Source organism: Sorangium sp. So ce381, from assembly GCF_051473845.1.
Taxonomy (GTDB): Bacteria; Myxococcota_A; Polyangia; order Polyangiales; family Polyangiaceae; genus Sorangium; species Sorangium atrum.
In genome coordinates this window covers 12660052-12680512 of sequence record NZ_CP150336.1, presented here as the reverse complement: position 1 = coordinate 12680512, position 20461 = coordinate 12660052, and the positions used below count along the sequence as shown (strand labels likewise).

16 protein-coding genes are annotated in these 20461 nt (G+C 74.0%); 5 read left to right on the top strand and 11 right to left on the bottom strand.

The annotated features are described in order from the left end of the window. Nucleotides 1-36: 36 nt before the first annotated feature. From WMF29_RS47695 to WMF29_RS47665, 7 genes are all read right to left on the bottom strand, one after another. Complete coding sequence (locus WMF29_RS47695; protein ID WP_437326665.1) at nt 37-2670, bottom strand: thiopeptide-type bacteriocin biosynthesis protein; 2634 nt, start codon at nt 2668-2670, stop codon at nt 37-39. Further along, entirely contained in the window at nt 2667-5234 is a 2568-nt protein-coding gene (locus tag WMF29_RS47690; RefSeq protein ID WP_437326664.1) for a lantibiotic dehydratase, read from the bottom strand. Before WMF29_RS47690 ends, WMF29_RS47695 begins: the two co-directional genes overlap by 4 nt. Continuing rightward, nucleotides 5231-6010, bottom strand: a complete 780-nt coding sequence (locus WMF29_RS47685) for a nitroreductase family protein (protein ID WP_437326663.1) — start codon at nt 6008-6010, stop codon at nt 5231-5233. Before WMF29_RS47685 ends, WMF29_RS47690 begins: the two co-directional genes overlap by 4 nt. Beyond that, on the bottom strand, nt 5997-7802 hold the full coding sequence (locus WMF29_RS47680) for a SagB family peptide dehydrogenase (RefSeq protein WP_437326662.1): 1806 nt from the start codon (nt 7800-7802) through the stop codon (nt 5997-5999). The genes WMF29_RS47685 and WMF29_RS47680 overlap by 14 nt, the downstream gene beginning before the upstream one ends. Further along, nucleotides 7799-8539 carry a hypothetical protein gene (locus WMF29_RS47675; RefSeq protein WP_437326661.1) on the bottom strand — a complete coding sequence of 247 codons (741 nt, stop codon included), beginning with the start codon at nt 8537-8539 and terminating at the stop codon, nt 7799-7801. The genes WMF29_RS47680 and WMF29_RS47675 overlap by 4 nt, the downstream gene beginning before the upstream one ends. Next, nucleotides 8517-9833 carry a YcaO-like family protein gene (locus WMF29_RS47670; protein ID WP_437326660.1) on the bottom strand — a complete coding sequence of 439 codons (1317 nt, stop codon included), beginning with the start codon at nt 9831-9833 and terminating at the stop codon, nt 8517-8519. Before WMF29_RS47670 ends, WMF29_RS47675 begins: the two co-directional genes overlap by 23 nt. Before the next feature lie 88 nt (nt 9834-9921). After that, nucleotides 9922-10278: a hypothetical protein gene (locus WMF29_RS47665; protein WP_272096808.1), complete on the bottom strand. Its 357-nt coding sequence runs from the start codon at nt 10276-10278 to the stop codon at nt 9922-9924. Between the two features lie 429 nt (nt 10279-10707). Here WMF29_RS47665 and WMF29_RS47660 point away from each other — a divergent pair, with 429 nt between their 5' ends. The 3 genes from WMF29_RS47660 (at nt 10708) to WMF29_RS47650 (ending at nt 15325) form a co-directional block, all read left to right on the top strand. After that, entirely contained in the window at nt 10708-12768 is a 2061-nt protein-coding gene (locus WMF29_RS47660) for a hypothetical protein (protein ID WP_437326659.1), read from the top strand. 206 nt (nt 12769-12974) lie between these two features. Further along, complete coding sequence (locus WMF29_RS47655) at nt 12975-14432, top strand: fibronectin type III domain-containing protein (RefSeq protein ID WP_437326658.1); 1458 nt, start codon at nt 12975-12977, stop codon at nt 14430-14432. Between the two features lie 302 nt (nt 14433-14734). Beyond that, a complete protein-coding gene (locus tag WMF29_RS47650; protein ID WP_437326657.1) occupies nt 14735-15325 on the top strand; it encodes a hypothetical protein in 591 nt (196 codons plus the stop codon). Nucleotides 15326-15343: 18 nt separating this feature from the next. On the opposite strand, the gene WMF29_RS47645 is transcribed toward WMF29_RS47650, so the two are convergent. The 4 genes from WMF29_RS47645 to WMF29_RS47630 are packed head-to-tail and all read right to left on the bottom strand — an operon-like array spanning nt 15344 to nt 18145. Next, nucleotides 15344-16510 (bottom strand): NADH-quinone oxidoreductase subunit D, encoded by a 1167-nt coding sequence (locus WMF29_RS47645; RefSeq protein WP_437326656.1) that lies wholly within the window; start codon nt 16508-16510, stop codon nt 15344-15346. After that, nucleotides 16507-17055: an NADH-quinone oxidoreductase subunit C gene (locus WMF29_RS47640; protein WP_437326655.1), complete on the bottom strand. Its 549-nt coding sequence runs from the start codon at nt 17053-17055 to the stop codon at nt 16507-16509. Before WMF29_RS47640 ends, WMF29_RS47645 begins: the two co-directional genes overlap by 4 nt. A gap of 32 nt (nt 17056-17087) precedes the next feature. Further along, nucleotides 17088-17636 carry an NADH-quinone oxidoreductase subunit NuoB gene (gene nuoB, locus WMF29_RS47635; RefSeq protein WP_012241670.1) on the bottom strand — a complete coding sequence of 183 codons (549 nt, stop codon included), beginning with the start codon at nt 17634-17636 and terminating at the stop codon, nt 17088-17090. After that, entirely contained in the window at nt 17633-18145 is a 513-nt protein-coding gene (locus WMF29_RS47630) for an NADH-quinone oxidoreductase subunit A (RefSeq protein WP_437326654.1), read from the bottom strand. Before WMF29_RS47630 ends, nuoB begins: the two co-directional genes overlap by 4 nt. A 168-nt stretch (nt 18146-18313) precedes the next feature. Here WMF29_RS47630 and WMF29_RS47625 point away from each other — a divergent pair, with 168 nt between their 5' ends. Both WMF29_RS47625 and WMF29_RS47620 read left to right on the top strand, forming a co-directional pair. After that, complete coding sequence (locus tag WMF29_RS47625; protein WP_437326653.1) at nt 18314-19138, top strand: undecaprenyl-diphosphate phosphatase; 825 nt, start codon at nt 18314-18316, stop codon at nt 19136-19138. A gap of 92 nt (nt 19139-19230) precedes the next feature. Beyond that, nucleotides 19231-20373 (top strand): mannose-1-phosphate guanylyltransferase, encoded by a 1143-nt coding sequence (locus WMF29_RS47620; protein WP_437326652.1) that lies wholly within the window; start codon nt 19231-19233, stop codon nt 20371-20373. Nucleotides 20374-20461 lie beyond the last annotated feature (88 nt).

The window sequence follows — 20461 nt, the reverse complement described above, 5'->3', positions numbered from 1 at the left end:
CGCTCTGCGCCCGTGGCGGGCGCGGCTCGAGTTCGTTCAGGGGCTTTGCAAACCGAGGACCACCGGCCTGTCGCGGCGGCCGTCGCCGCGAGAGGCGTCGCGCCGCGCGCGGGCGATGGCCGCGACGAGCCGCCGCTCCTCCGGCGGCACGCCCGCGGTGAGCTCCGCGGCGCGCGCGAGCGCGGCCGCCCTGCCGGCGTCGTCCCCGGCGGCGGCGGCGACGTCGGCCTCGAGGTGCGCCGCGGCGAGCGCGAGCAGGGGCGCGCTCCGCGGGGCGGCTCCACCGAGCGCGGCGAGGCGCGCGCGCAGGCGATCGAGGTGCGCCCCCGCCGCCGTGGCCTCGCCCCGCGCGAGGGCCGACTCGGCGCGCGCGTGGAGCACGGCGAGCTCGCCGTAGGGCGAGCGCCACACGCGGGCGCGCGCGGGCCGCGCGCCGTCGAGCCACGCGCGGACCGGGGCGGCGTCGCGGCGCGCGAGGCCGAGCGAGATCGCGTTCTGCGCGGCGAGCGACGCGAGGTCGAAGAGGCCGATCCACGCCGCATGACGGGCCGCGATGTCGAAGAGCGCCGCCGCCTCGGCGAGCTCGCCCGCGGCGGCGACGCTGCTCGCGAGGCGCACGCGCACCATGAGGGCGCGGCGGAAATCGGCGAGCTCCTCGGCGAAGGCGAGCGCCCGGCGCTGGTGCGCGAGGCCGCGCTCGTGCTCGCCGCTGGCCGCGTGCGCGGCGCCGCGCCACGCGTGCGCGGCGGCGAGGCACTGCGGCGGCGCGTCGCCTCGCGGCGCGGCGAGCAGGGCGTCGAGGCGCGCCTCGTGCTCGGCGCGGCGCTCGTCGGTGGCGCACACGAGCGCGGCGTCGAGCTCCGCCCAGCAGCGCTCCGCGGCGGACGCGCCGGGCGCAGAGCGTTGCTGAGCGACCTCGTCCCGGAGCGCGTCGAGCGCGGCGGTCTCGCCCAGGTTGTGGAGCGCGGCGATGAGGACGCGCCGCGCGAGCGCGCGGCGGCGGTCCGGGAGGCCGAGGCGGAGCGCCGCCTCCGCCGCCTTCCGCGCGAGGGCGGGGCGCGACATGCGGAGCGTCGTCCTCGCGAGCGCCACGAGCGCGTCGGCCCGCGCCGCGGGCGAGAGGCCGGGCGACGCCAGGGCGTCGCCGAGGATCGCGGCGGCCTCGTGCAGCGCGCCGGCGCGGCAGAACGCTTCGCCCCGCGCGACCGTCGCGGGCCCCGGCGTCACCGCGGGGGCGGCGGCTTCGCCTTCGGGCGCGGGCGCGATCGCGGTCGCGACGCGGAGGAGCCCCGGCCCCTCCTCGATCTCGGCCACGATCGCGGCCCACCCGGGGCTCGGGCGCCCGCTCGCGGTGAGGACGAGGGCGAGCGGCTCCGTCTCCAGGGCGCGCGCGAGGAACGCGACGGCGTGCTGCGTGTCGGCGTCGACGCCGTCGAGGTCGCGGAGGACGAGCACCGTGGGATCGAGCGTGTGCTCCGCGAGGAAGACGCGGAGCGCCTCGGCGACGGAAGCCGGGTCGGGCGGCAGCGGGCACTCCGGGGCGTCGTGCGCGGCCTCGATGCGGCCGAGGGCAGCGAGGAGCGCGCCGCCCGCCGGGTGGGCGTCCGCGAGGGCACGCAGCAGCGCGAACGGCGCGGGCATCCCGCCGGCGGGCGCGGCGGGCGCGAGGAACCGGAGGCCGTCGCGGCGGGCCGCGTCGCGGAGCGCGTCGAGCGCGGCGCCTTCGCCGGGGTCGAGGAGCGCGGTGACGGGCCGACGCTGCTCGGCCGCGCGGGCGAGGCGCTGCCACGCCTCGCCCGGCGAGACGCTCGGCGGGCGAGCCCGCGGCGGCTCGTGCGGGGCGCCTGCCTCGGCGAGCGCGTCCGCCTCGGCGAGCGCATCGGCCACCCACACCTCGAAGGCGAGCGCGAGCCCGAGGCGGTTATGGAACGTGTGGGCGAGGTTGGTCACGACGGTCCCGAGCGGCACGCCGAGCGCTCCGCGCCGCGACGCCTCGGCGAGCTCGGGCAGATCTGCGTCGAACGCGGCGAGGAGCGCGCGCCCGTCGTCGACGAGCTCGCCGAGCGCGGCGAGCCCCTCCCCTCGCACGAGCGCGCGCGCCAGCGCGACCGACTCGGCGTCCGGCGCTGCGCTGACGAGCTCCATGCCCGAGATCGCGCGGGCGAACGTGCGCCAGTGCCGCGCGTACCCCGCGAGGAACGACCGCCGCGCGTCGCCCGCGACGCCCGCGCGCGCGAGCAGCGCGTCGAGCGCGCACACAGCGACGAGGGCGCGCGCCCGCGGTCGCCCCGCCGTCTTCCGGATGCAGCCGAGCGCGAACCTGCTCGACGCGAAGAACTGCCGCTCCGCGATCTCCATCCCCGCGGGCCCCCCGTGCTTCTCGAGCTCCGGCTCGTACGCGGCGGCCTCCGCGCGCGACACGGCGGTGCAGCACGCCGCCGCGGCGTCCACGCGCGCCGCCACGCCTTCGGGGTCGCGCCCGGGCGCCACGCGCACGCGCAGCCGCAGGTGGTCGCCTCCCTCGGCGTACCGGAGGAAGAAGAAGCGATCGATCGCGCCGCTCCGCTCGAGCTCGGACACGAGCGGATCGATCAGCCCGAGGAGGAGCGCGTCGGTCCCCTCGCCCTCGGGGCCCCGATCGTGGAACAGCTTCCGGTAGATCCAGCTCATCGCGCGCTCCTCTCGCCGTCGATCTCGACAAGCAGCTCCGCCGCGTGCGGCCTCCCGTCGAGGCGCAGCCACGACGCCTCGGGCTCCGGCAGGAGCTCGGTGAAGACGAGGTACCCGCTCCTCCCGTCGCTGGGACCGCCGAGCAGGCGAGCCAGCCCGATCAGCGTGAACGGGCTCTCCCAGTCGACGTACATGTTCGTCTCGGTGAAGCCGAAGCCGGCCACCTCCCGCCCGACGTACCGCGCGAACCCCCGGCTCGGGATCTCGCGCTCGCGCCGCAGGCGCGCGATCGCGCGGAAATACGACGCGTACGGCTGCTTCGGGTCCTTGCGCGGGACCGCGCTCACCGGGATCGCCCACCGCGCGCGCTCCACCACGACGCGACCGACCGTGAGGCGCGGGCGCCGCGGGGCCAGGGCGACGCCCCGGGCGAGATCGAGGCGATCGAGCACGTTGTAGAGATCCGCCCGCTCCGCGACCGTGTCGTCGCGGAGCCGCGGCGAGAGCGCGCGGAGCAGGAAGTGCGGATCGGGGAGCGCGGCGTCCCGCAGGAAGCCGAGGTGGAGCGGCTCGATCTCGCGGCCGAGGCGGCGCGATCGGAGCCGGAGCTCGACCGCCGCCGCGTCGAAGCGGAGGGAGAGATCGCGGAGCGGCAGGACCTTGTCGCCGAGCGCGCTCGGCTCCCACGGGAGCTCGAGCGCCCACTCCGTGAGGCGCGGGTGCACCTGGAAGTTGAGGCCGAGCGTGGGCGAAAGCTCGATGGGGAGCGGACCGTCCTCCTGCGCCAGGCGGCGACGGACCGCCTCGAGGGCCTGAGGGGCGCGCCCCGCGGCGTCCGCGAGGTAGCGCGACAGGTACTTCGCGCGCCCGGCCTGCGCGCCGTTGAGCACGACGCGCGGCTCTCCGCCGTCGCGCGGGCAGGGAGGCGCGATCTGGAGGAAGAGCGCCATCGACGACGGCGCGTCCGGGGCGGCGAGCCCCTCGAAGAGCCCCGGATCGAGGCGCACGACGTCGCCCGTCGCCGAGGCGGCGACGCGGCCGAGCTCCGCGTCGATCCAGCGGATCGGCTCGGACGCGCCGCGGATGAGCGCGATGCGCCGCGGGTCCTCGAGGATCTCGGTCACGAAGCCGCCGACGTCGTCGCAGACGCCGTCACGACCGAACCGCTCGACGAACGCCGCGCAGAGCCGGCGGTGCGCGGCCCCGCAGGCGCTCGCGCGCACGAAGCGCACGACCGGCTCGAGCGCCGCGGCGAGCGCCCCGCGCGTGGCAGGGAGCCCCGCGCCGGAGGCGCCGTCCACCATGACATCCTCGAGCACGGACGAGCGCCCAGGGCCGCGGCCGAGCTCGGCGGCGAGGCGCGCGCGCGTCTCGACGTCGGCGGTCGCGTAGTCCTCGAGGCGCCGCGCGGCCGAGCGGAGCTCGTCCGGCGCGCCCGCGCACCCGATCTCGCCCAGGGCGTCTGCCGCGGCGCGCAGCGCTGCAGGGGTCGGCCCCATCGGGACGCTCGCCGGCTCGAGCATGCCCGCCTCGACGAGCTGCTCGAGGACGTCGCGGCACGCTCGCTCGTCGGCGTCGTCCGACGCGAGCGCCCGGGCGGCGTCCTCGAGGGTACGCCCCTCGGCGCCCTCGACGAGGCGGGCGACGGCGGGGGTCCACCCGAGCGACATCAGCTCGCCCGACCCCGCGCGCGAGAACACGACCGACGGCGCGGCGCCCGCCGCGAAGCGCCGGAGCGGGTTCATCCGGAGCGGCAGGCGCGCGCGTGCGAGGGCGTGAGCCGCCGGGTCAGCCGGGGAAGAAGACGAAGAAGACATCGCGCGCGCGACGAGCTCCCCGGCGTGCGCGAGCGCGAGCTGCGGGAGGCTGCGCCACCGCGCCTCCCCGTGCGCGTGCGGCGCGCGCGCCGCGTCGCCGACGCCAGGGGGCGACGCGGAGAGGTCGAGCAGCGCGACGCCCGCGAACCCCGCGAACGGCGTCGTCCGCGTCGTGGCGCGGAAGACGTACCGCGCGATCGTGGCCTCGCGGATCTGCTGCGCCGAGGTGAGCGGCGCGCCGCTCGGGATCTCCGCGAGCTTCTGCGCCGTGGTCCAGTGGTCGGCGCTCGAGAGCAGGATCCCCCCGAGCAGGCGCGAGCTCCCGAGCGTCTGCCGGAAGCGCTCCGACGCGGCGAGCCACTCCGCGGCGAACGTCGCCTCGTAGCGCTCCTCCAGCGCGGCGCACCGGGCCGCGCGCGCGCCGACGAGCGCGAGCGCGGCGCGCGCCCCTTCCGGCGGCGCGGTCCTCGCGCCCTCGAGCGCGCCGGCCGCCACGGCCTTTCCGTTGAACAGCCGCCGCTTCACCTCGAGCGCCGCGCGGCGCAGCGCCTCGTCCTCGCACCCGCGCACGACGTCGAACATGCGCGCCGCCGCGTCCGCCCGCGCGGCCGCGAGCTCGAGCTCGGCCACGGCGAGCTCGCGCTCGACCGCGGGGCTCTCGCGAAGGCGGAGCCCGACGAGCGCGTCGGCCGCCATCCCCGCGACGCGCAGCGCGCCCCACGGCGCGACATAGAACCCGCGGCTCATCGCGGCTGCCCTCCGCGAGGCGCCTCGCGGGATGTCGGCTGGCGGTGCCCTCCGACGGCGAACGCGAAGAACGCCGTATGATCGCGGCCGTCGAGCCCGAGGACCTCGTCGACCACCGCGGGGGCGAAGCCGCCGGTCGCCGTGTAGGTGAGCCCGAGCGTCTCCGCGACGAGGTACAGGCGGTCGGTGAGCCACCCCGCCGCGAACGCCGCGCCCCGGTAGCCGCGATCGCCGAACGCCACGAGCCACCGCCCGATCGGGACCACCAGGAAGAGCACCGCCGCGCCCATGGCGTGCTCGCGCTGGAGGATCGCGGTCTCGGCCATCCGCGCGCGCGACGCCGGACCGATCGGCGCGAGGCGATGCTCGCCGCGGTCGTACCGGTGCGCGCCGGGCGGGACACCGTCGACGTCGAAGAGCACCGGAAACAGCAGCGGATCGAGCGTCGCGTCCGCGAGCCCCGCCGGCCGCGCCGCGGCGGCCGCGAGCAGCGTCCCGAGCGTCGCCGCGTCGAGGGCCCCCGCCGCCAGCCTTCCGCTCCGCCGCGCGGCGATGACCGACGCGAGCGAGCGCTGGACCGGCTCGAGCGCGCGCGGCGCGGGCAGCGAGAGGGCGCGCTCCGCGTCCCCGGGCAGCGGCGACGGCGCGGGCAGCGCCGGCTCCTGCGACGGCCGCGTCTCGGGGTAGCGGCTCGCGACGACGAGCTCGGCGACCCCGCGCAGGGGCTGGGTCGCCGCGGCGAGCGTGGACGAGATCCTGTGATCAGCGAGAGACATCGCGGGCCTCCGTGGCTGCGCCCCTGAGCGCGATGAGGAGATGCGGTGCGAGATCGATGCCATCGACGCCGACGACGCCTGCGACGACCTCGTCGTCGAACGTCCAGACCGCCGTCGCCGCGAGGCCGAGCTCCTGGGCGAGGAGCTCCACGCGGTGGGCCATCAACCCGGCGTCGAGCAGCGCGTAGGTGTACCCGCGCGCGTAGTACTTCGAGCACGCGCGCGCGACCGATCCGACGACGACGATCACGGCGCCCGCGGACTCCACGGCCGCGGCGTGCTCGGCGCTCCCGCCCGCGAGCACGGCGCGCGCGAGGGCGCCCGCGGCCACGCCGGCGCGGAGCGGCGCGAGCGCTCGCGCTGCGAGCTCGAACCGATGGACGCCCGCCGCGATCCCGGGGACCCGCGCCACGGCGACGTACGCCTCCGCCGAGCCGAGGTTCCCGGCCGACGCGGTGTTGCGACGCACGTGCGCCTCGCCCTCGGCGCGGCGCTCGACGCGCCCGCCGAAGCTCAGCTCGAGCAGCGCGCCGAGCGCCCCCGCGTCGAGCGTCCCCGTCGCGCCGCGCCGGCGCGACAGCGCGGCCCCCGCCGGCGCGCCGAACGCCGCGCCGAGCGGCGCGGTGACCTGCGTGCCGGCGCCCTCCGGAGGCCGCCGCGGCGACGGCGCGGCCGGCGTGCTCTGCAGCTTCCGCACCTCCGGGCTGATGTGCGCCTGCATCCCCGCGTGCTGGCCGATGTGCCACGGCTGGACGACCGTCGTGTTGTGGAACATCCGCGCGAGGCTCTCCGCGTGGCCGGACGGGAGCGTCGCCGTCCGCGGCGGCGCGTCGCCGCCGCAGAGCGGGCAGCTGGGCAGCCTGGTCATGAAGGGGTGGAGCGCCGTCTCGCCGGCTCCGGGCCGCCACACCTCGACGTGCTCCAGCGGGGCCACCGCGAGCAGCCCGCTCGCGTGGAAGATCACGTGCTGCGCGACCCGGCTCACGAGCGCGCGCCCCCAGAGCGCGCGAGCGGCGCCGTCGTCGAGCGCCGGATCCGCCGCGGCAGCGCCGATCTGAAGCCGGACGCACGCCGGGCACGCGGACGCCCCGGGGATCGTGAGCGGTCCGATCGTCCACGTGCCGGGGTTCGCCGCGAGCATCGGGACGCGCGCCGCGATGCACGCGCGCGCCGCCGCCTCGAGCGCTCCCTGGTCGCCGATCACCACGGCCAGATCGACCTCGCCCTGCGCGAGCTCCCCGGCGCTCGCGGCGAGGCGGACGTCGGCGACGCCCGCCTCGCGGAGCATCGTCACGAGCATCCCCGCGAGCGGCGCGTCGCCGTCCCCCAGCGCGCGCACGCGCGCGCCTTCGAGCGCCCGCTGCGCTTCCCCCCGGCTGCGGTTGCGCCCGGTCCGGCGGAGGTACCTGCTGAAGAACGCGCGCTGCGCCCGGCGCGCCTCCTCGGCCTCGCCGGCCACGGCGCCCTCGCCCTCCTCGAGCATGCCGTGCATGTGCATCAGGTGGATCGCGTCCCGCAGGTCGGCGGCGACGACGCCCGGAAACGCGGCCTCGACGTCGCCGACGGTGCGCGTCCCGTCGAGCAGCGGCACGAGGTTCTCCATCACCCACGGGAGCGACGCCCCCTGGAGGATCTGCGCCTCGCCGCCGAGGACGTGGAGCGCTCCGCCCGGGAGCGTCACGCGGAGGAGATCCTCGACGAAGCGCGGGCGCTCCGGGCAGCGGAGCTCCCAGTAAAGCTCGGCGAAGCGGCTGAGATCGCGGGCCTCGTAGGCATCATCGGGCGGGCTCATCGGTCACCTCCCACGCTGGACGATCCGGCGATCGCGAGCGGATGCTCGGCGAAGTACCCCGCGAGCGACGCCCCGCGCCCCGCCGCGTGCTCGCCGGCGGCGCACCGCCCGCACAGCCCGACCCGGGCGAAGCGCCGCGCGCGGAGCGCGCCCGACGTGACGTCGCACTCCCAGAAGCGCCCCATGCGCGCGGCTCCGGCGCGGGGCGGCTCCGGCGCGCAGCGCTCCTTGGAGAGCGCGAGCGCCTCCGCGGCGAGCAGCGCCGCGGCCTGCTCGGTGACGGCCGCGAGCTCGCCCTGGAACCAGGGCCGAAGGTCGCCCGAGGCCCCGAGCGCCTCGAGGGCGTCGTGCGCCTCGAGGTCCAGCGCGACCGAGCGCACGCGCCGCGAGAAGCAGGCGAAGCACGGCGTGCGGCCGGGGACGATCGACGGCCCGATCCGGAGCTCGTGCGCGAGCAGCGTGCCCGACGTCCAGGCGACCTGTGCCGCGAACGCCGCCGCGTCGAGCGCGAGCGCCGCCGCGGGCCGGGGGCGATCGGTCGCGAGCACGATCACCGCGCCGGGCAGCGCCTCCGGCGCGCCCGTGCCCAGCGCCGACGTCGTGACCCGCGCCCCCGCGCCGATCAGGAGCTCCGCGCAGCGGGCGCCGAGCTTTCCGTCACGGATGACGTGCACAGCGGGCGCGCCGGCGGCGCGCTCCGAGGCCGGGCTCTCCTCAGGCGAACGGGATCGGATCATCGGTGATCGACTCCTCTGTGCGAGCGCCGTACCCGAGCCTCTCCGGCGCGTCGTACAGGCGAGGGTGCGCGAGGTACCGCGCGTGGTGGGTGAAGCTGATGGGCAGGAGCTCGGGCACGATCACCTTCACGACGACGATCCCGAAGTCGCGGACCTCGGGCATCGTCACGTCGACGGCGACCACCTCCATGCCGAGCGCGGCGAGCCGCGCGACGATCGCCGCGAGCGGGTCGTCGCCCTCGATCGGGCGGGGGAAGGCGGTCGCGACAGGCGCCTCTCGCGTGGCGAACTCGAACCGCGCCGGCCCGTCGGGCCCCGCGTAGAGGCGCCCGAACGACTCGGGTGTCTGATCGGCGTCGGTGAAGAACGACGCCCGGGTGACCGGCGGAGCGGGCTCGCTCAGCGCCACCCGCAGGCTCCCCACCTCTTCGAGGACGCGCGCCGCCGCGGCCTCGCCGTCGGGGCGGCAGGCCGCCATCGCGATCGCGTGCGGCGCGCCGTGCGCGCACGTCTGCACGGCGCCGATCACGGGGACGCCGACGTCGGTCGTGAGATCGAGGAGCGCCGTCTCCGTGCCCGCGGCCTCGGCGCTGCGAAGGAGCGCCGCGACGAGCGGGCTCCGCGCGCTCCCGGGCGCGATGCGCGGCATCCGGAGCTGGTGCAGCCAGAACAGCGCGAGGCTGTCGCGCTCGATCACCTCGCACAGGCCGGAGAGGATCGCCTGCCGGAAGGTCGCGCCCGCCGCGAACCCCGTCGAGAGCGGGAAGAGCGCGTGCTCGCGGATCGGCAGCGGCAACCCCATGTACGTCGCCGTGAGCGGCACCCAGATCGGGCGCTCGTGGGTGAGCGAGAAGCCGCGCACCCAGAGCTCGTCGCGATCCGGATCGGGCTCGCGCAGGCGGAAGGTCGACGGCGCGCGGGCCCGCTCGCGCGCAGAGCAGCGCGGCAGCCGCGCGGGATCGAGCGCGCGATCGCCGAGCGAGCGCGGCGTCGCGCGCAGCACCCCCTCGGTCGGGTACATGACGCCGCAGTAGCGCTCGAGGGCCTCGCAGACGGCCCGGATCTGGGCGGTGGTCTCGTCGACGGCCGTGCCGGAGCCGGTGAGCGACCCGAGCTCCGAGCCCGTGCGGGACGGGCCCGGGTGGAGCGCCGCGGGCCTGCCGAGGAACGCGGTGAAGCCGTGCATCTGCCCCTCGAAGCCGGGGGGAAAAATGAAGCGCCGGACACGGCGGATGATCCCGCAGCGCTCGTCGATGAGCGGCGCGAGGCGATCGATGAGCGAGATCTCCGGCATGGCGGCGGCTCCTTGAGCGGGGCGGGCGGCGCCCCGGGAGCCCGGACGCGCAACACGCGTCCGGGCCGCCCGGGGTGCGCCTACGGGTTCACTTCTTGTCGGCGCCGAGCTCGACGCCCTTGGCGATCGCGGCCGAGACGAGGGCGTCCTGGCCCATGACGTCGATCGCCTTGTCGTGCATGCGGATGACGCTCTCGAGCTGCCCCTCGTCGAGGCTGTCGAAGGACGAATTCGACGAGACGCTGATCGAGCTGACCGAGGAGAAGCACCCGCTCGTACAGGCGGAGCTCAGCGGGACGGCCTGGAGCGTCTCGTTGCTCTTCTCGCTGATCTTCTTGAGGGTGAGCTCGAGACGCTGCACGCCGGCCTTCGTGTCGACGACGTCGGTCGCGCCGGCGGTCGTCTGCGTCTCGAACATCGACTCGGTATTCTGGATGGTGAGCATGGCAATCTCCTTACAGACGTTGACTACGTATCGACGCGCGCGGTCGCTCGCGATGATTCGCGAACGACCGCGCGCGCCCTCTCGGATGCGCTCCGAAGAGTCCTTGAGGTCCAAGGCGGCATGTCGCCTGTGACACCCCGTGATCGTCGAGCCGGACAGCGAGCGTGCCTTCCGGCGCCGCCCCAGCCCCGAAGCTCGCGGTCCTTCAAACCTTCAAGCAACGCGCATGCCGCGGGGCCCGAGCTCACGACCGCAGCCCGGGACCGGCGGAGCGGCGCCCGGGACGCGGGCGGCATCCCCACGATGCGGCCCTCGATGCGCAACTACGCGCGCAACTGAGCGAGGTTTCGCTCAACATGCGCATGTGCGTCTCCGAGGGCGCCTCGGGGACGAGGAGCGCGTATCGTTCCCGCGAGGCACCGAAGCACCATGCGTCAACACCGGCTCTCCCTCTCTCTCCTGAAGATCGCCCTGCTCACTGCGTGCGTGCAGCGCCTTGAACCCGACGACGGCGCAGGGACGGACGCCGGGCCCGCGTTCCCGTGCCCACCGGGCGCGGTGGAGACCGCCACGGGCTGCGAGCCGGCGGGGGTCCCGCCCGGGCGGTGCGGGAGCGGCTTCACGCCCGACGGAGCGCAGGGCTGCGTGCCCGTCCTGCCGGCGGAGGCGGGCCCGCCAGGTCAGATGGCCGTCCCCGGCGAGGCGGCGTGGCGTGAGGTCGCTCCATGCGGGACGGGCCCGTGGGGCGACGCGCCGATCGATGAAACCACCGAGTTCGTCGACGCGGCCTACGCCGGGGCGGACAGCGACGGCACGGAGGCCAGGCCGTGGACGACGATCCAGGACGCGATCGACCACGCGGCCGAGGGCGCCCTGATCGCGATCGCGGAGGGCAGCTACGCCGAAGAGCTGCTGATCTCAGGGCAGCCCGTGCGGCTCTGGGGCCGGTGCCCCGCGCGCGTCGAGATCGTCGGGCCGCCCGCGGCGATCGCCGTCCAGGTCGACAGGGGCGCGAGCGCCACGGAGATCCACGACCTCGCTGTCCGCGGGCAGGGCATGGGCCTCGGTGTGGCGAACGCGCGCGATGTCGTGGTCGAGCGGGTCTGGATCCACGACACCAGCGATATCGGCGTCCTCGCCGCAGGCCTGGAGTTCAAAACGAGCCTGATCATGCGCGGGGCGCTCGTGGAGCACACGACGGGCGCGGGCATGGTCGTGGCGGACGCCGCCGTGACGCTGGAGGGCACGGTCCTGCGCGATATCGATCTCGCCACCGGGGACCCGGGGCACCCGTTCGACGGCCATGCGATCGCGATGCAGGTCGAGTCGTTCGAGCGCCGGGCGAGCGTGACGGCGCGATCCGTCGTCATCGAGCGCGTCGGGGGGCTCGGTATCAGGTTCTCCGGGGCGGACGGCGTCATCGAGGACAGCGTCGTCCGCGACGTCGCCTGGCTCGCGGCGGACCTGCCGGGCACCGGGCTCGCGGCGACCCATATCCCGAGCTTCGATCCCGGGACCCTCACGGTCCGGGGCAGCGTCCTGGAGCGGAACCACACCGCCGCCATCGCGATGATCGGCGCGGAGGCGACCATCGAGGCGACGGTCGTGCGCGACACGGGCCTGGCGCTGACGGAGGGCGATCCGGGCCACGGCATGGGCCTCTACACCGAGCCGAGCCGCGTCGACGGCCGCCCCGCCCGCGTGGCGCTGCGGCACGTCCTCGTCGAGCGGAGCCGCGAGAGGGGGGTCGTCGTCAACGGCTCCGACGTCGAGATCGATGGCCTCCTCGTGCGGGAGATCCTCCCCGGCGCGCCGGACTACGGCGCGGGGCTCGAGATCGCGCACGATCAGCGGCGCGCGAGCGCCCAGGTGCGCGGCAGCGCGGTGGAAGGCAGTTACGGGATGGGTATCGCCATCTTCGGGGCCGACGCGACCCTGGACTCGACCGTGGTGCGGGACACGAGGCCGCTGCCGTCGAACGAGGAGGTCGGCCGGGGCGTCAATGTCCAGTCGCTGCCCGACCTCGGCGAGCGCGCGAGCGCGCGCCTGAGCAACGTCCTGATCGAGCGGAGCAGGGACGGCGGCCTCTTCCTCAGCGACTCGGACGCGACCGTCGACTCGACGACGATCACGGACACCCTGGGGCGCACGCTCGACGGCGAGAACGGCTACGGCTACGGCATCATCGCCTACGACAACGAGACGGGTCAGGCGGACGCCCTCGTCCGGGACAGCGTGATCGAGCGGAGCACCGCGGCCGGCATCTACAACGTCGGCGCGACGGTGCGGCTCGCGTCGACGACCTTCACGTGCGAGCCGCTCTACCTCGTGCGGTACGTCGATGAGCGCTCCCCGGCGGTCTACGAGGATCTGGGCGGGAACGTCTGTGGCTGCGATGGCCGCACCATCGACTGCAAGGCGGAGCCGACGCGCCTCGAGCCCCCCCGCGCGCTGCCGCCGCCTCCGCCTCTGCCCGAAAGCGAGGACTGAGGCCCCCGTCGAGGTCTGCGAGGCGTCGCATAGGCGTGAGTCTCCGTAGGCCTTCGGCGCCGCGGCGCTCGCTGGTCTCGAGCTTGCATGAGTAGGAGCAGAGGAGCAGAGGAGCAGCGAGCATCGCATCGCCCAGGTTGCCGGCGAGGAGCGGGACGGTCTGCTCGCGTCGCGCGAGGCGATCCTCGAAAGAAGGGGACTACGTCATGTTCTCGAATCAGCACTTCAGCCGTTCGGTTTCCATCATGTCAGCACGGGAGGGGCGGCGTGGTGCGCGCACGCTGGGATTGATGCTCACGGCGCTGAGCCTCACGGGCACCGCGTTCGCCCTGCCCACCTTGCCGCCGCCCGGCGAGGGCGGACCGGTGATCGACCCTGTCGATCCCTCGACACAACCGCCCGCGGCACCTTCCGGTATCAGCTTCGGCACGCGCACCGCGACGACGGTGGCGCTGTCCTTCCGCGATTCTTCGCCCTACGAAACGGGCTATCAACTGCAGAGGCGCGGCGGGGGCTCGACCAGCTGGGTAACGCGGCGCAGCTTTGGCGCCCTGAGCTCTGGCGCGACAGCCAGTTTCACCGATTCGGGCCTCACCCCGGACACGTCCTATTGCTATCGTGTGCGCGCGTACAACGAGTACGGCCAGCGCTTCTCGCCCGAGCGCTGCGTGTTCTCGCGCGACGGCCGGGGGTATCGAGTCTGGCGGGCACAGCTCGAGGTGCGCGTGGCCGATCGCAGCGACGCCAACACGGATGACGCGGTGTTCGCGCGTCTCAATGGCGGCGCCGTGCCGTCCGGCAACCTCACGTACATGGACTACGGGCGTGACGACTTCGAACGCGGCAGCACGTTCACGTACGACCTGAACCTCGACTCCATCGACGACATCGGGGACATCACGCAGATCACCCTGTCCAAGGAGGGCGATGACGCTCTCTGCGTCCAGGGCTTCTCGCTCCTGGTGAACGGCATGGAGGTCTTCGATCGCGACTTCGGGTCTGCCTCCAGCTGCCACTGGCTCGATACCGACGGCGGCCATTCCCCGACGCTCACCGTCACCCATGCGGAGCTACGCGCCCATCCGGCCTGGGCGGGCTACAACCACACCGCCGCCCAGTTTCTGCTGGCGTTCGGCATCCCCAACGAGGAGCTGGTGAGCCGGGTCGAGGCCCTGGTCGGTGACTCGCTGCATGGGGAGGACCTGTACTGGGGCAACCTGTACGGCCCTGCCGTCGAGATCACCCGCGGTTGCCCAGCGAGCGAAGCCGAGTGCACGACGGCCCACGTCGACCTCGATCTGGCCTACAGCACATGGCTGCCCGACCCCGAGGTGGACGTCGATTTCGATCTGGATTTCGTGTGCGCTGACGGCGCGCTCAGCATCGTCACGAGCAACCTCGAGGTCGATGCGGACTCCGATTGGTACTATGAGGTCCTGGGTCTCGGCCTGCTCGAGATATTGGACTACAAGGTTCGGCGGGGCGTGGAGGCAGCCTGGGAGGAGATCTCGCAGACGCTCGACGTCGGCGCGCAGTGCCGCGTCAACGTGACCCCCGAGGGCGGCCTCTCGATCCAGGCCGTGCCGAGCTCGGGCGGGCCCCGCGTGCGACCGGGGCTCGGGGTTTTCGGGGGCGCCGTCAATTCACCGGTCGTGCGCCCCTGATCAAGCTCGCGCGAATGCCAAGCCCCGAGAGAGCTGGCCTACTTCATCACCTCGGGCGCGCGGGATGACGGACGCCGAGCCGCGCCGCCGGGAGAGCGCCTCGGCGGCGCGCGGCGATGCTCGCGCCGGATGGCGCTGTCTTTTTTTTCTGACGAGGAAGGAAAAATCGAGCGTGGTCGTAGTATGTTCACGCGCCGCGCGCCTGCCCGATCGACGATTCAGCCCGCTCGCTTCCTTCGGCGGAGCCGTCCTCGAGCGCCGCGCGGACTCTCAGGTGAACATTCTCGATGATGGAGCGCTCGATGACACGGATGAAGCTTCTTGGAATGCTGATGGTCGGGCTCGCGCTCGTTGCGTGCGGCGATGATGGCGAGGAGAGCAATCCCTCCGGCACCAGCGGCACCAGCGGCACCGGCGGCGCCGGTAGCACCAGCGGCACCGGCAGCACCAGCGGCACCGGCGGCGCCGGCAGCACCAGCGGCACCGGCGGCAACGGCGGCGACCTCGACGACAAGCAGCTCGGCGACCTGACGGACGAGGAATCGCAGGCGGTGTGCGATGAGATCGCCGCGTCGGCCAGCGACATCTCGAAGGAGGACGCGTGCGAGTTCGCCGGCTTGGTCGCAGCCGCGCTCGGCGGCGCCGACTGCGCGACCGCCAAGGAAGAGTGCATGAACGACCCCGAGGAGCCTTCGGAAGAGGGGACGTGCCCCACGGACCAGTTCGCGGGGTGTACCGCCACGGTCGCCGAGTACAAGGCGTGCACGGACGCTCAGATCGAGTTCGTCAAGTCGCTCACGTGTGAATCGACCCTCGACCCCTCCGCGGAGCCGCCTCCGGAGTGCCAGGCGCTCAGCGAGAAGTGCCCGGAGCTCGGCGGCGAGGAGCCCTGAGGCTTCCCCCTCGCCCGCTCACCGGTCGATCTCGGGCGCCACGACGTCGAAGCTCGCGATGAGCGCCACGAGGTCGGCCAGGAACAGCCCTGGGCTCTTGGCCTCGATCATCGCCATCGCGGTGAAGCTCCCTGTCCGGAAGCGCGCCCGATACGCCTCCTCCGCGCCGCGCCCGATCACGTAACAGCCCATGTCGCCGCGGGCGCTCTCGATGCGAGCGTACGCCTCCCCGTCGGGCCGCATCTTCTTCGGCAGCTTGCCCAGGATGTCGTCCTCCGGGTGCTCGTCGACCTTGTCGAGCGCCTGGCGGAGGATCTTCGCCGACTCGCGGCACTCCTCGACGCGGACGTAGAACCGGTCCCAGCAGTCTCCCACGGTCCCGTAGCGCCCTCGGCCCACGGGCACGTCGAACTCTAGCTCGGGGTAGACCGAATAGGCGTCCTCCTTGCGGAGGTCCCACTTCACGCCGGACCCGCGCAGGTTGGGTCCGACGAGCCCCCAGTCCTTCGCCTCCTCGGCCGTGACCACGGCGACGTTGGCGAGGCGCTTGATGAAGATGTCGTTCAGGCTGATGAGCCGGTCGAACTCGACCATGATCGGCTCGAAGCGGTCGAGCCAGCGCTTCACCTTGTCGGCCCACCCCTTCGGCATGTCGAACGACACGCCGCCGATGCGGTGGTAATTGAAGGTGAGCCGCGCGCCGCACAGCTCCTCGATGAAGTCGTTGATGTACTCCCGCTCTCGCAGCGCCCACGGGAAGGGCGTGACCGCGCCGACGTCCATCGCCATCGCGCCGAGCGCGATCATGTGGCTCCCGATCCGGTTGAGCTCGCAGGAGATGACGCGGAGGTACTGCGCCCGCTTGGGCACCTCGATGCCCATCAGCTTCTCGCAGGCGCTCGCCCACGCCTCGTTGGCGAACATCGCAGCGATGTAGTCGACGCGATCCGTGTACGGCATGAAGCCGCTGTACGTGCAGCGCTCGCCGATCTTCTCGATGCTCCGGTGCAGGTAGCCGACGTCCGGCACCGCCTTCCGGATGATCTCGCCGTCCGTCGAGATGACGAAGCGGAGCACGCCGTGGGTCGACGGGTGATGAGGCCCCATGTTGAGGGTCATCTCGTCTTCCATCTCGGCGCCCGGCTCCGCGCCCGCGCGGTCGACGCTGAAGATGACCTGGCTCATGACGCCTCCGCGTCCTTCTTAGGGAGCTTGATCTTGAAGAGCTCGACGGGGTTCGGCCGCTGCGTCGGGATGCCGTGGTACTCGGCCTTCTCCTGCCAGTCCTTGCGGAGGGGGTGCCCCTCCCAGTCGTCGGGCAGGAGCAGGCGGCGGAGGTCCGGGTGCCCCTCGAAGCGCACGCCGAGCAGGTCGAAGCACTCCCGCTCCTGCCAGTTCGCCGCCGACCACACGTCGACGAGCGTCGACACCGCCGGGCTCTCCCGGTCGAGGAACACCTTCAGGACGACCCGGTGCTTCTTCGCGTACGAGTAGACGTGATAGACGACGACGATCTTCTTGAGATCGGGATAGTCGACCCCGGTGATGCACTCCAGGTAATCGAAATCGAGCTCCGGCGCCTCGCGCAGGAGCCGGCACACGGGCTCGATCTTCGCGGGCGCGACCTGGAGCCAGGCGTCGCGATCCTTCGAGGACACGGGGTGGAAGTCGAAGACCGCGTCTTCGCCGAGCTTCGCCTGGAGCGCCTGGAAGATAGCTTCGGGTGACATGCAAGATCCGGGAGGTGTCGAGAGGAGAGGGCTCAGCCGCCCGTCGCGCCGCGGCGGCCGAGGGCCCGCTCGCTCTTGATCTTCTCCTGGATCTTCAGGAGCCCTTCGAGCAGCGCCTCGGGTCGCGGGGGGCAGCCGGGGACGTAGACGTCGACCGGGATGATCTGATCCACGCCCTTGCAGACCGAGTACGCGTACTGGAAGAGGCCCCCGCAGTTCGAGCAGCTGCCCATCGAGATGACGAAGCGCGGCTCCGACATCTGGTCATAGAGGCGCTTCACGCGGGTCGCCATCTTGTACGTCAGCGTCCCCGCGATGATGAACAGGTCGCTCGACCGGGGGCTCGGCCGCGGCGCGGCCCCGAAGCGCTCGAGATCGCCGCGGGGGCCGCCGGTCTGCATGAGCTCGATGGCGCAGCAGGCCAGGCCGAAGAGCATGTACCAGACGCTGTTCGATCGGCCCCAGTTGAGCAGCCAGTTGACGGTCTGATCGACGCTCGTCGTGATGACGCCGCCGCCGTCGCTCTCGTACTTCGCTTCCCACCCGCGGGGCGGGGCCATCAGGTTCAGGTTCGATGTCATGACTCCGCACCTCCCTCGGCGACCGCCGCCTGACCCGGGAGGCCCGCCGGCGCGCCTTCGCTCGCGCCCGCGCGCGGCGCGCGCGGCTGGGCCCGGCTGCTCACGTTCTGAGCCCCGCGCGGATCCCCCTTGATGGAGCGGATCCAGTTGAAATCGCCCTTCACCCAGACATAGGCGAAGCCGAGCATCAGGATGGCCACGAAGAGGAAGATCTCGATCAGCGCGAAGAGCCCGTTCCCCTGGTCCACCCAGCGCTTGAACACGGCCGCGACCGGGTAGATGAACGCTATCTCGACGTCGAAGATGATGTAGACGAGCGCGATGATATAAAAACGCGGGTTGAAGTTGAACCACGCGGGCCCGACAGGCGCTTCGCCGCACTCGTACGTCTCGACCTTCTCGGCGTACATGTTGTTGGGGCGCAGCAGCTTCCCGAACAGCAGAGAGCCGAGCATGAAGCCGATCGCCACCAGAAAGAACGCGGCAACGCTGGCGTAGGCCATCAACATCGGGCGGAACCTCGCTCGGCTCGCCCCCCTCGCTCCAGGCGAGGAGGGACGGATCCAGGGTGGTTATGTAGGTGAAAAGCTGAACCGCGGCAAGCCGGCAGACCCTGGCCTCGCCGGCGCTGCTGCTCGGGATCGACAGGACGCGCCGGGCTGGGATATCGCTCGAGCGTGGGTCTCGTTGACGTGACGGTGCTCGCGGCCGTGCAGGGGGCGGCGCAGGCGCTGCCCATCTCGGCGACCGGGCATGGCGCGGCGGCCCGGCTCTGGCTCCGCGCGGCCGACGGCGACGCCTGGGTCGCCGCCGCGCAGGCGCTCGCGGCGGCGGCGGCGCTCGCGCTCGCCGTGCGGCAGCGGCTCCTCCGCGCGCTCGGCGAGGGCGCCCGGGCGCTCGCGAGGCCGTCGCTCTTCAGGGCGTCGCCGCCGGCGCGCGACGCGGCGGGGCTCGCGCTGGGCGCCGCGGTGAGCCTGATCGTCGCGGCGGCGCTCCGTCCGTACGTCGCGCCGTGGCGGGACGCGCCGCTCGCGGTCGGGCTCGGCCTGCTCGCCACCGGCGCGGCGCTCGCGAGCACCGCGCTCGCGCCGCAGCGGGACGGCCGCGACGAGGCCGACGCGCCGTCGCTCGCCTGCGCGCTCGCGGCCGGCGCGGCGCACGGGGTCGCGGCGCTGCCCGGCGCCTCGCGGATCGGGGCGGCGCTCGTCGTGCTGCTCTGGCTCGGCGTCCGTCCCGGGCGCGCCGTCGAGCTCTCGCTCGCGCTGAGCATCCCCGCGCTGCTCGCCTCGGGGCTCGCCGAGGCGCGCGCGTTCCACGGCCCCGCGCCAGGGGCGGGCGCCGTGGCGCTCGGCCTCCTCGCCGCCTTCGTCAGCGCGGCCGCGGCGGCCTCCGCGCTCCGCGCCCTCGCCGAGCGGCGGCGCGTCGGCGCGCTCTCGCTGTGGGTCGTCCCCCTCGGCCTCGCGATGGTGGCCTACGCGCGCGCGCTGCCCGGCCTCGCCTGAGCGACGCTCGGCGGCCGCACCGCGATCGTGCGACCCTCTTCGACGCCGAGACCGCACTTCCAAACCGCATGTCCAACCGAGGAGAAGCGCCGATGACCCCGACCGACCCCTCGATCCATGTCCTGATCCTCGCCGGCGGCGCGGGCACCCGCTTCTGGCCGGCGTCGCGCGCCGCGCGCCCGAAGCAGCTCTTGCCGCTGCTCGGCGGCGAGCCGCTCCTCACCGCGACGGCGCGCCGGGTGCTTCCGCTGTGCGCCCGCGGCGGGCGCGCGGGATGGGAGCGCGTCTGGATCGCGACCGGCCAGCACCTGGTCGCGCCGACCCGCGCGGCGCTGCCCGAGGTGTCCGAGCGGCGCCTGCTGGTCGAGCCGGCGCCGCGCAACACGGCGCCGTGCATCGGCTGGGCGGCCGCGACCGTCGCGCGCGACGACCCCGAGGCGGTCGTCGTCGTGCTCCCGAGCGACCACCACATCGGCGACGTACCGAGGTTCCTCGAGGCGCTGGGGGCCGCCGTCGCCTCGGCCCAGGGCGGCGCGATCACGACGATCGGCATCCGTCCGACGCACCCGGAGACGGGCTTCGGGTACATCGAGGCGGAGGAGGCCGCCGGGGCGGACGGCGCGGCGCCCCGCAAGCCCCGCAAGGTGCGGCGCTTCGTCGAGAAGCCGAGCCGCGAGCGCGCGACGGAGTTCGTGGCGAGCGGCCGCTTCCTCTGGAACGCAGGGATGTTCATCTTCCGCGCGGGCGACATGCTGGCCGCGATCCGCGCCCACCTGCCGGCGCTCGCCGCGGGGCTCGACGAGATCGACCGCGCCGCCGCGCTCGGCCCGGACGCCGAGGCGGAAGCCGTCCTGCGGGTGTTCCCGGGCCTGCCAGCCGTCAGCATCGATCACGGCGTGATGGAGCACGTCGCCGGGCTCGCCGTGGTGCCCGGCGACTTCGGCTGGAGCGACGTGGGCAGCTGGCAGAGCGCCTGGGAGCTCGCCGACAAGGACGAGCGAGGCAACAGCGCGCCCGCGGGGTCGGTGCTGATCGACGCGCACGGCAACCACGTGGTCGATCTGCGCGCGCGCGCCGCGCCCGACGATCCCCGGGTGATCGCGCTCGTCGGCGTGGAGGGCCTCGTGGTCGTCGAGACCGACGACGCGTTGCTCATCGTGCCGCGCGATCGGGCCCAGGAAGTGAAGCACGCGGTCGACGCCCTGAAGTCGCGAGGGCAGGGCCGGCACACGTGACCGCCGCGCGCCTCTCCGGAGCAGTGAGAGGAGAGGAAAAAAACGCAAAGGCGCAAAGACGCAAAGGCGCAAAAAGAAAGATGAGAGA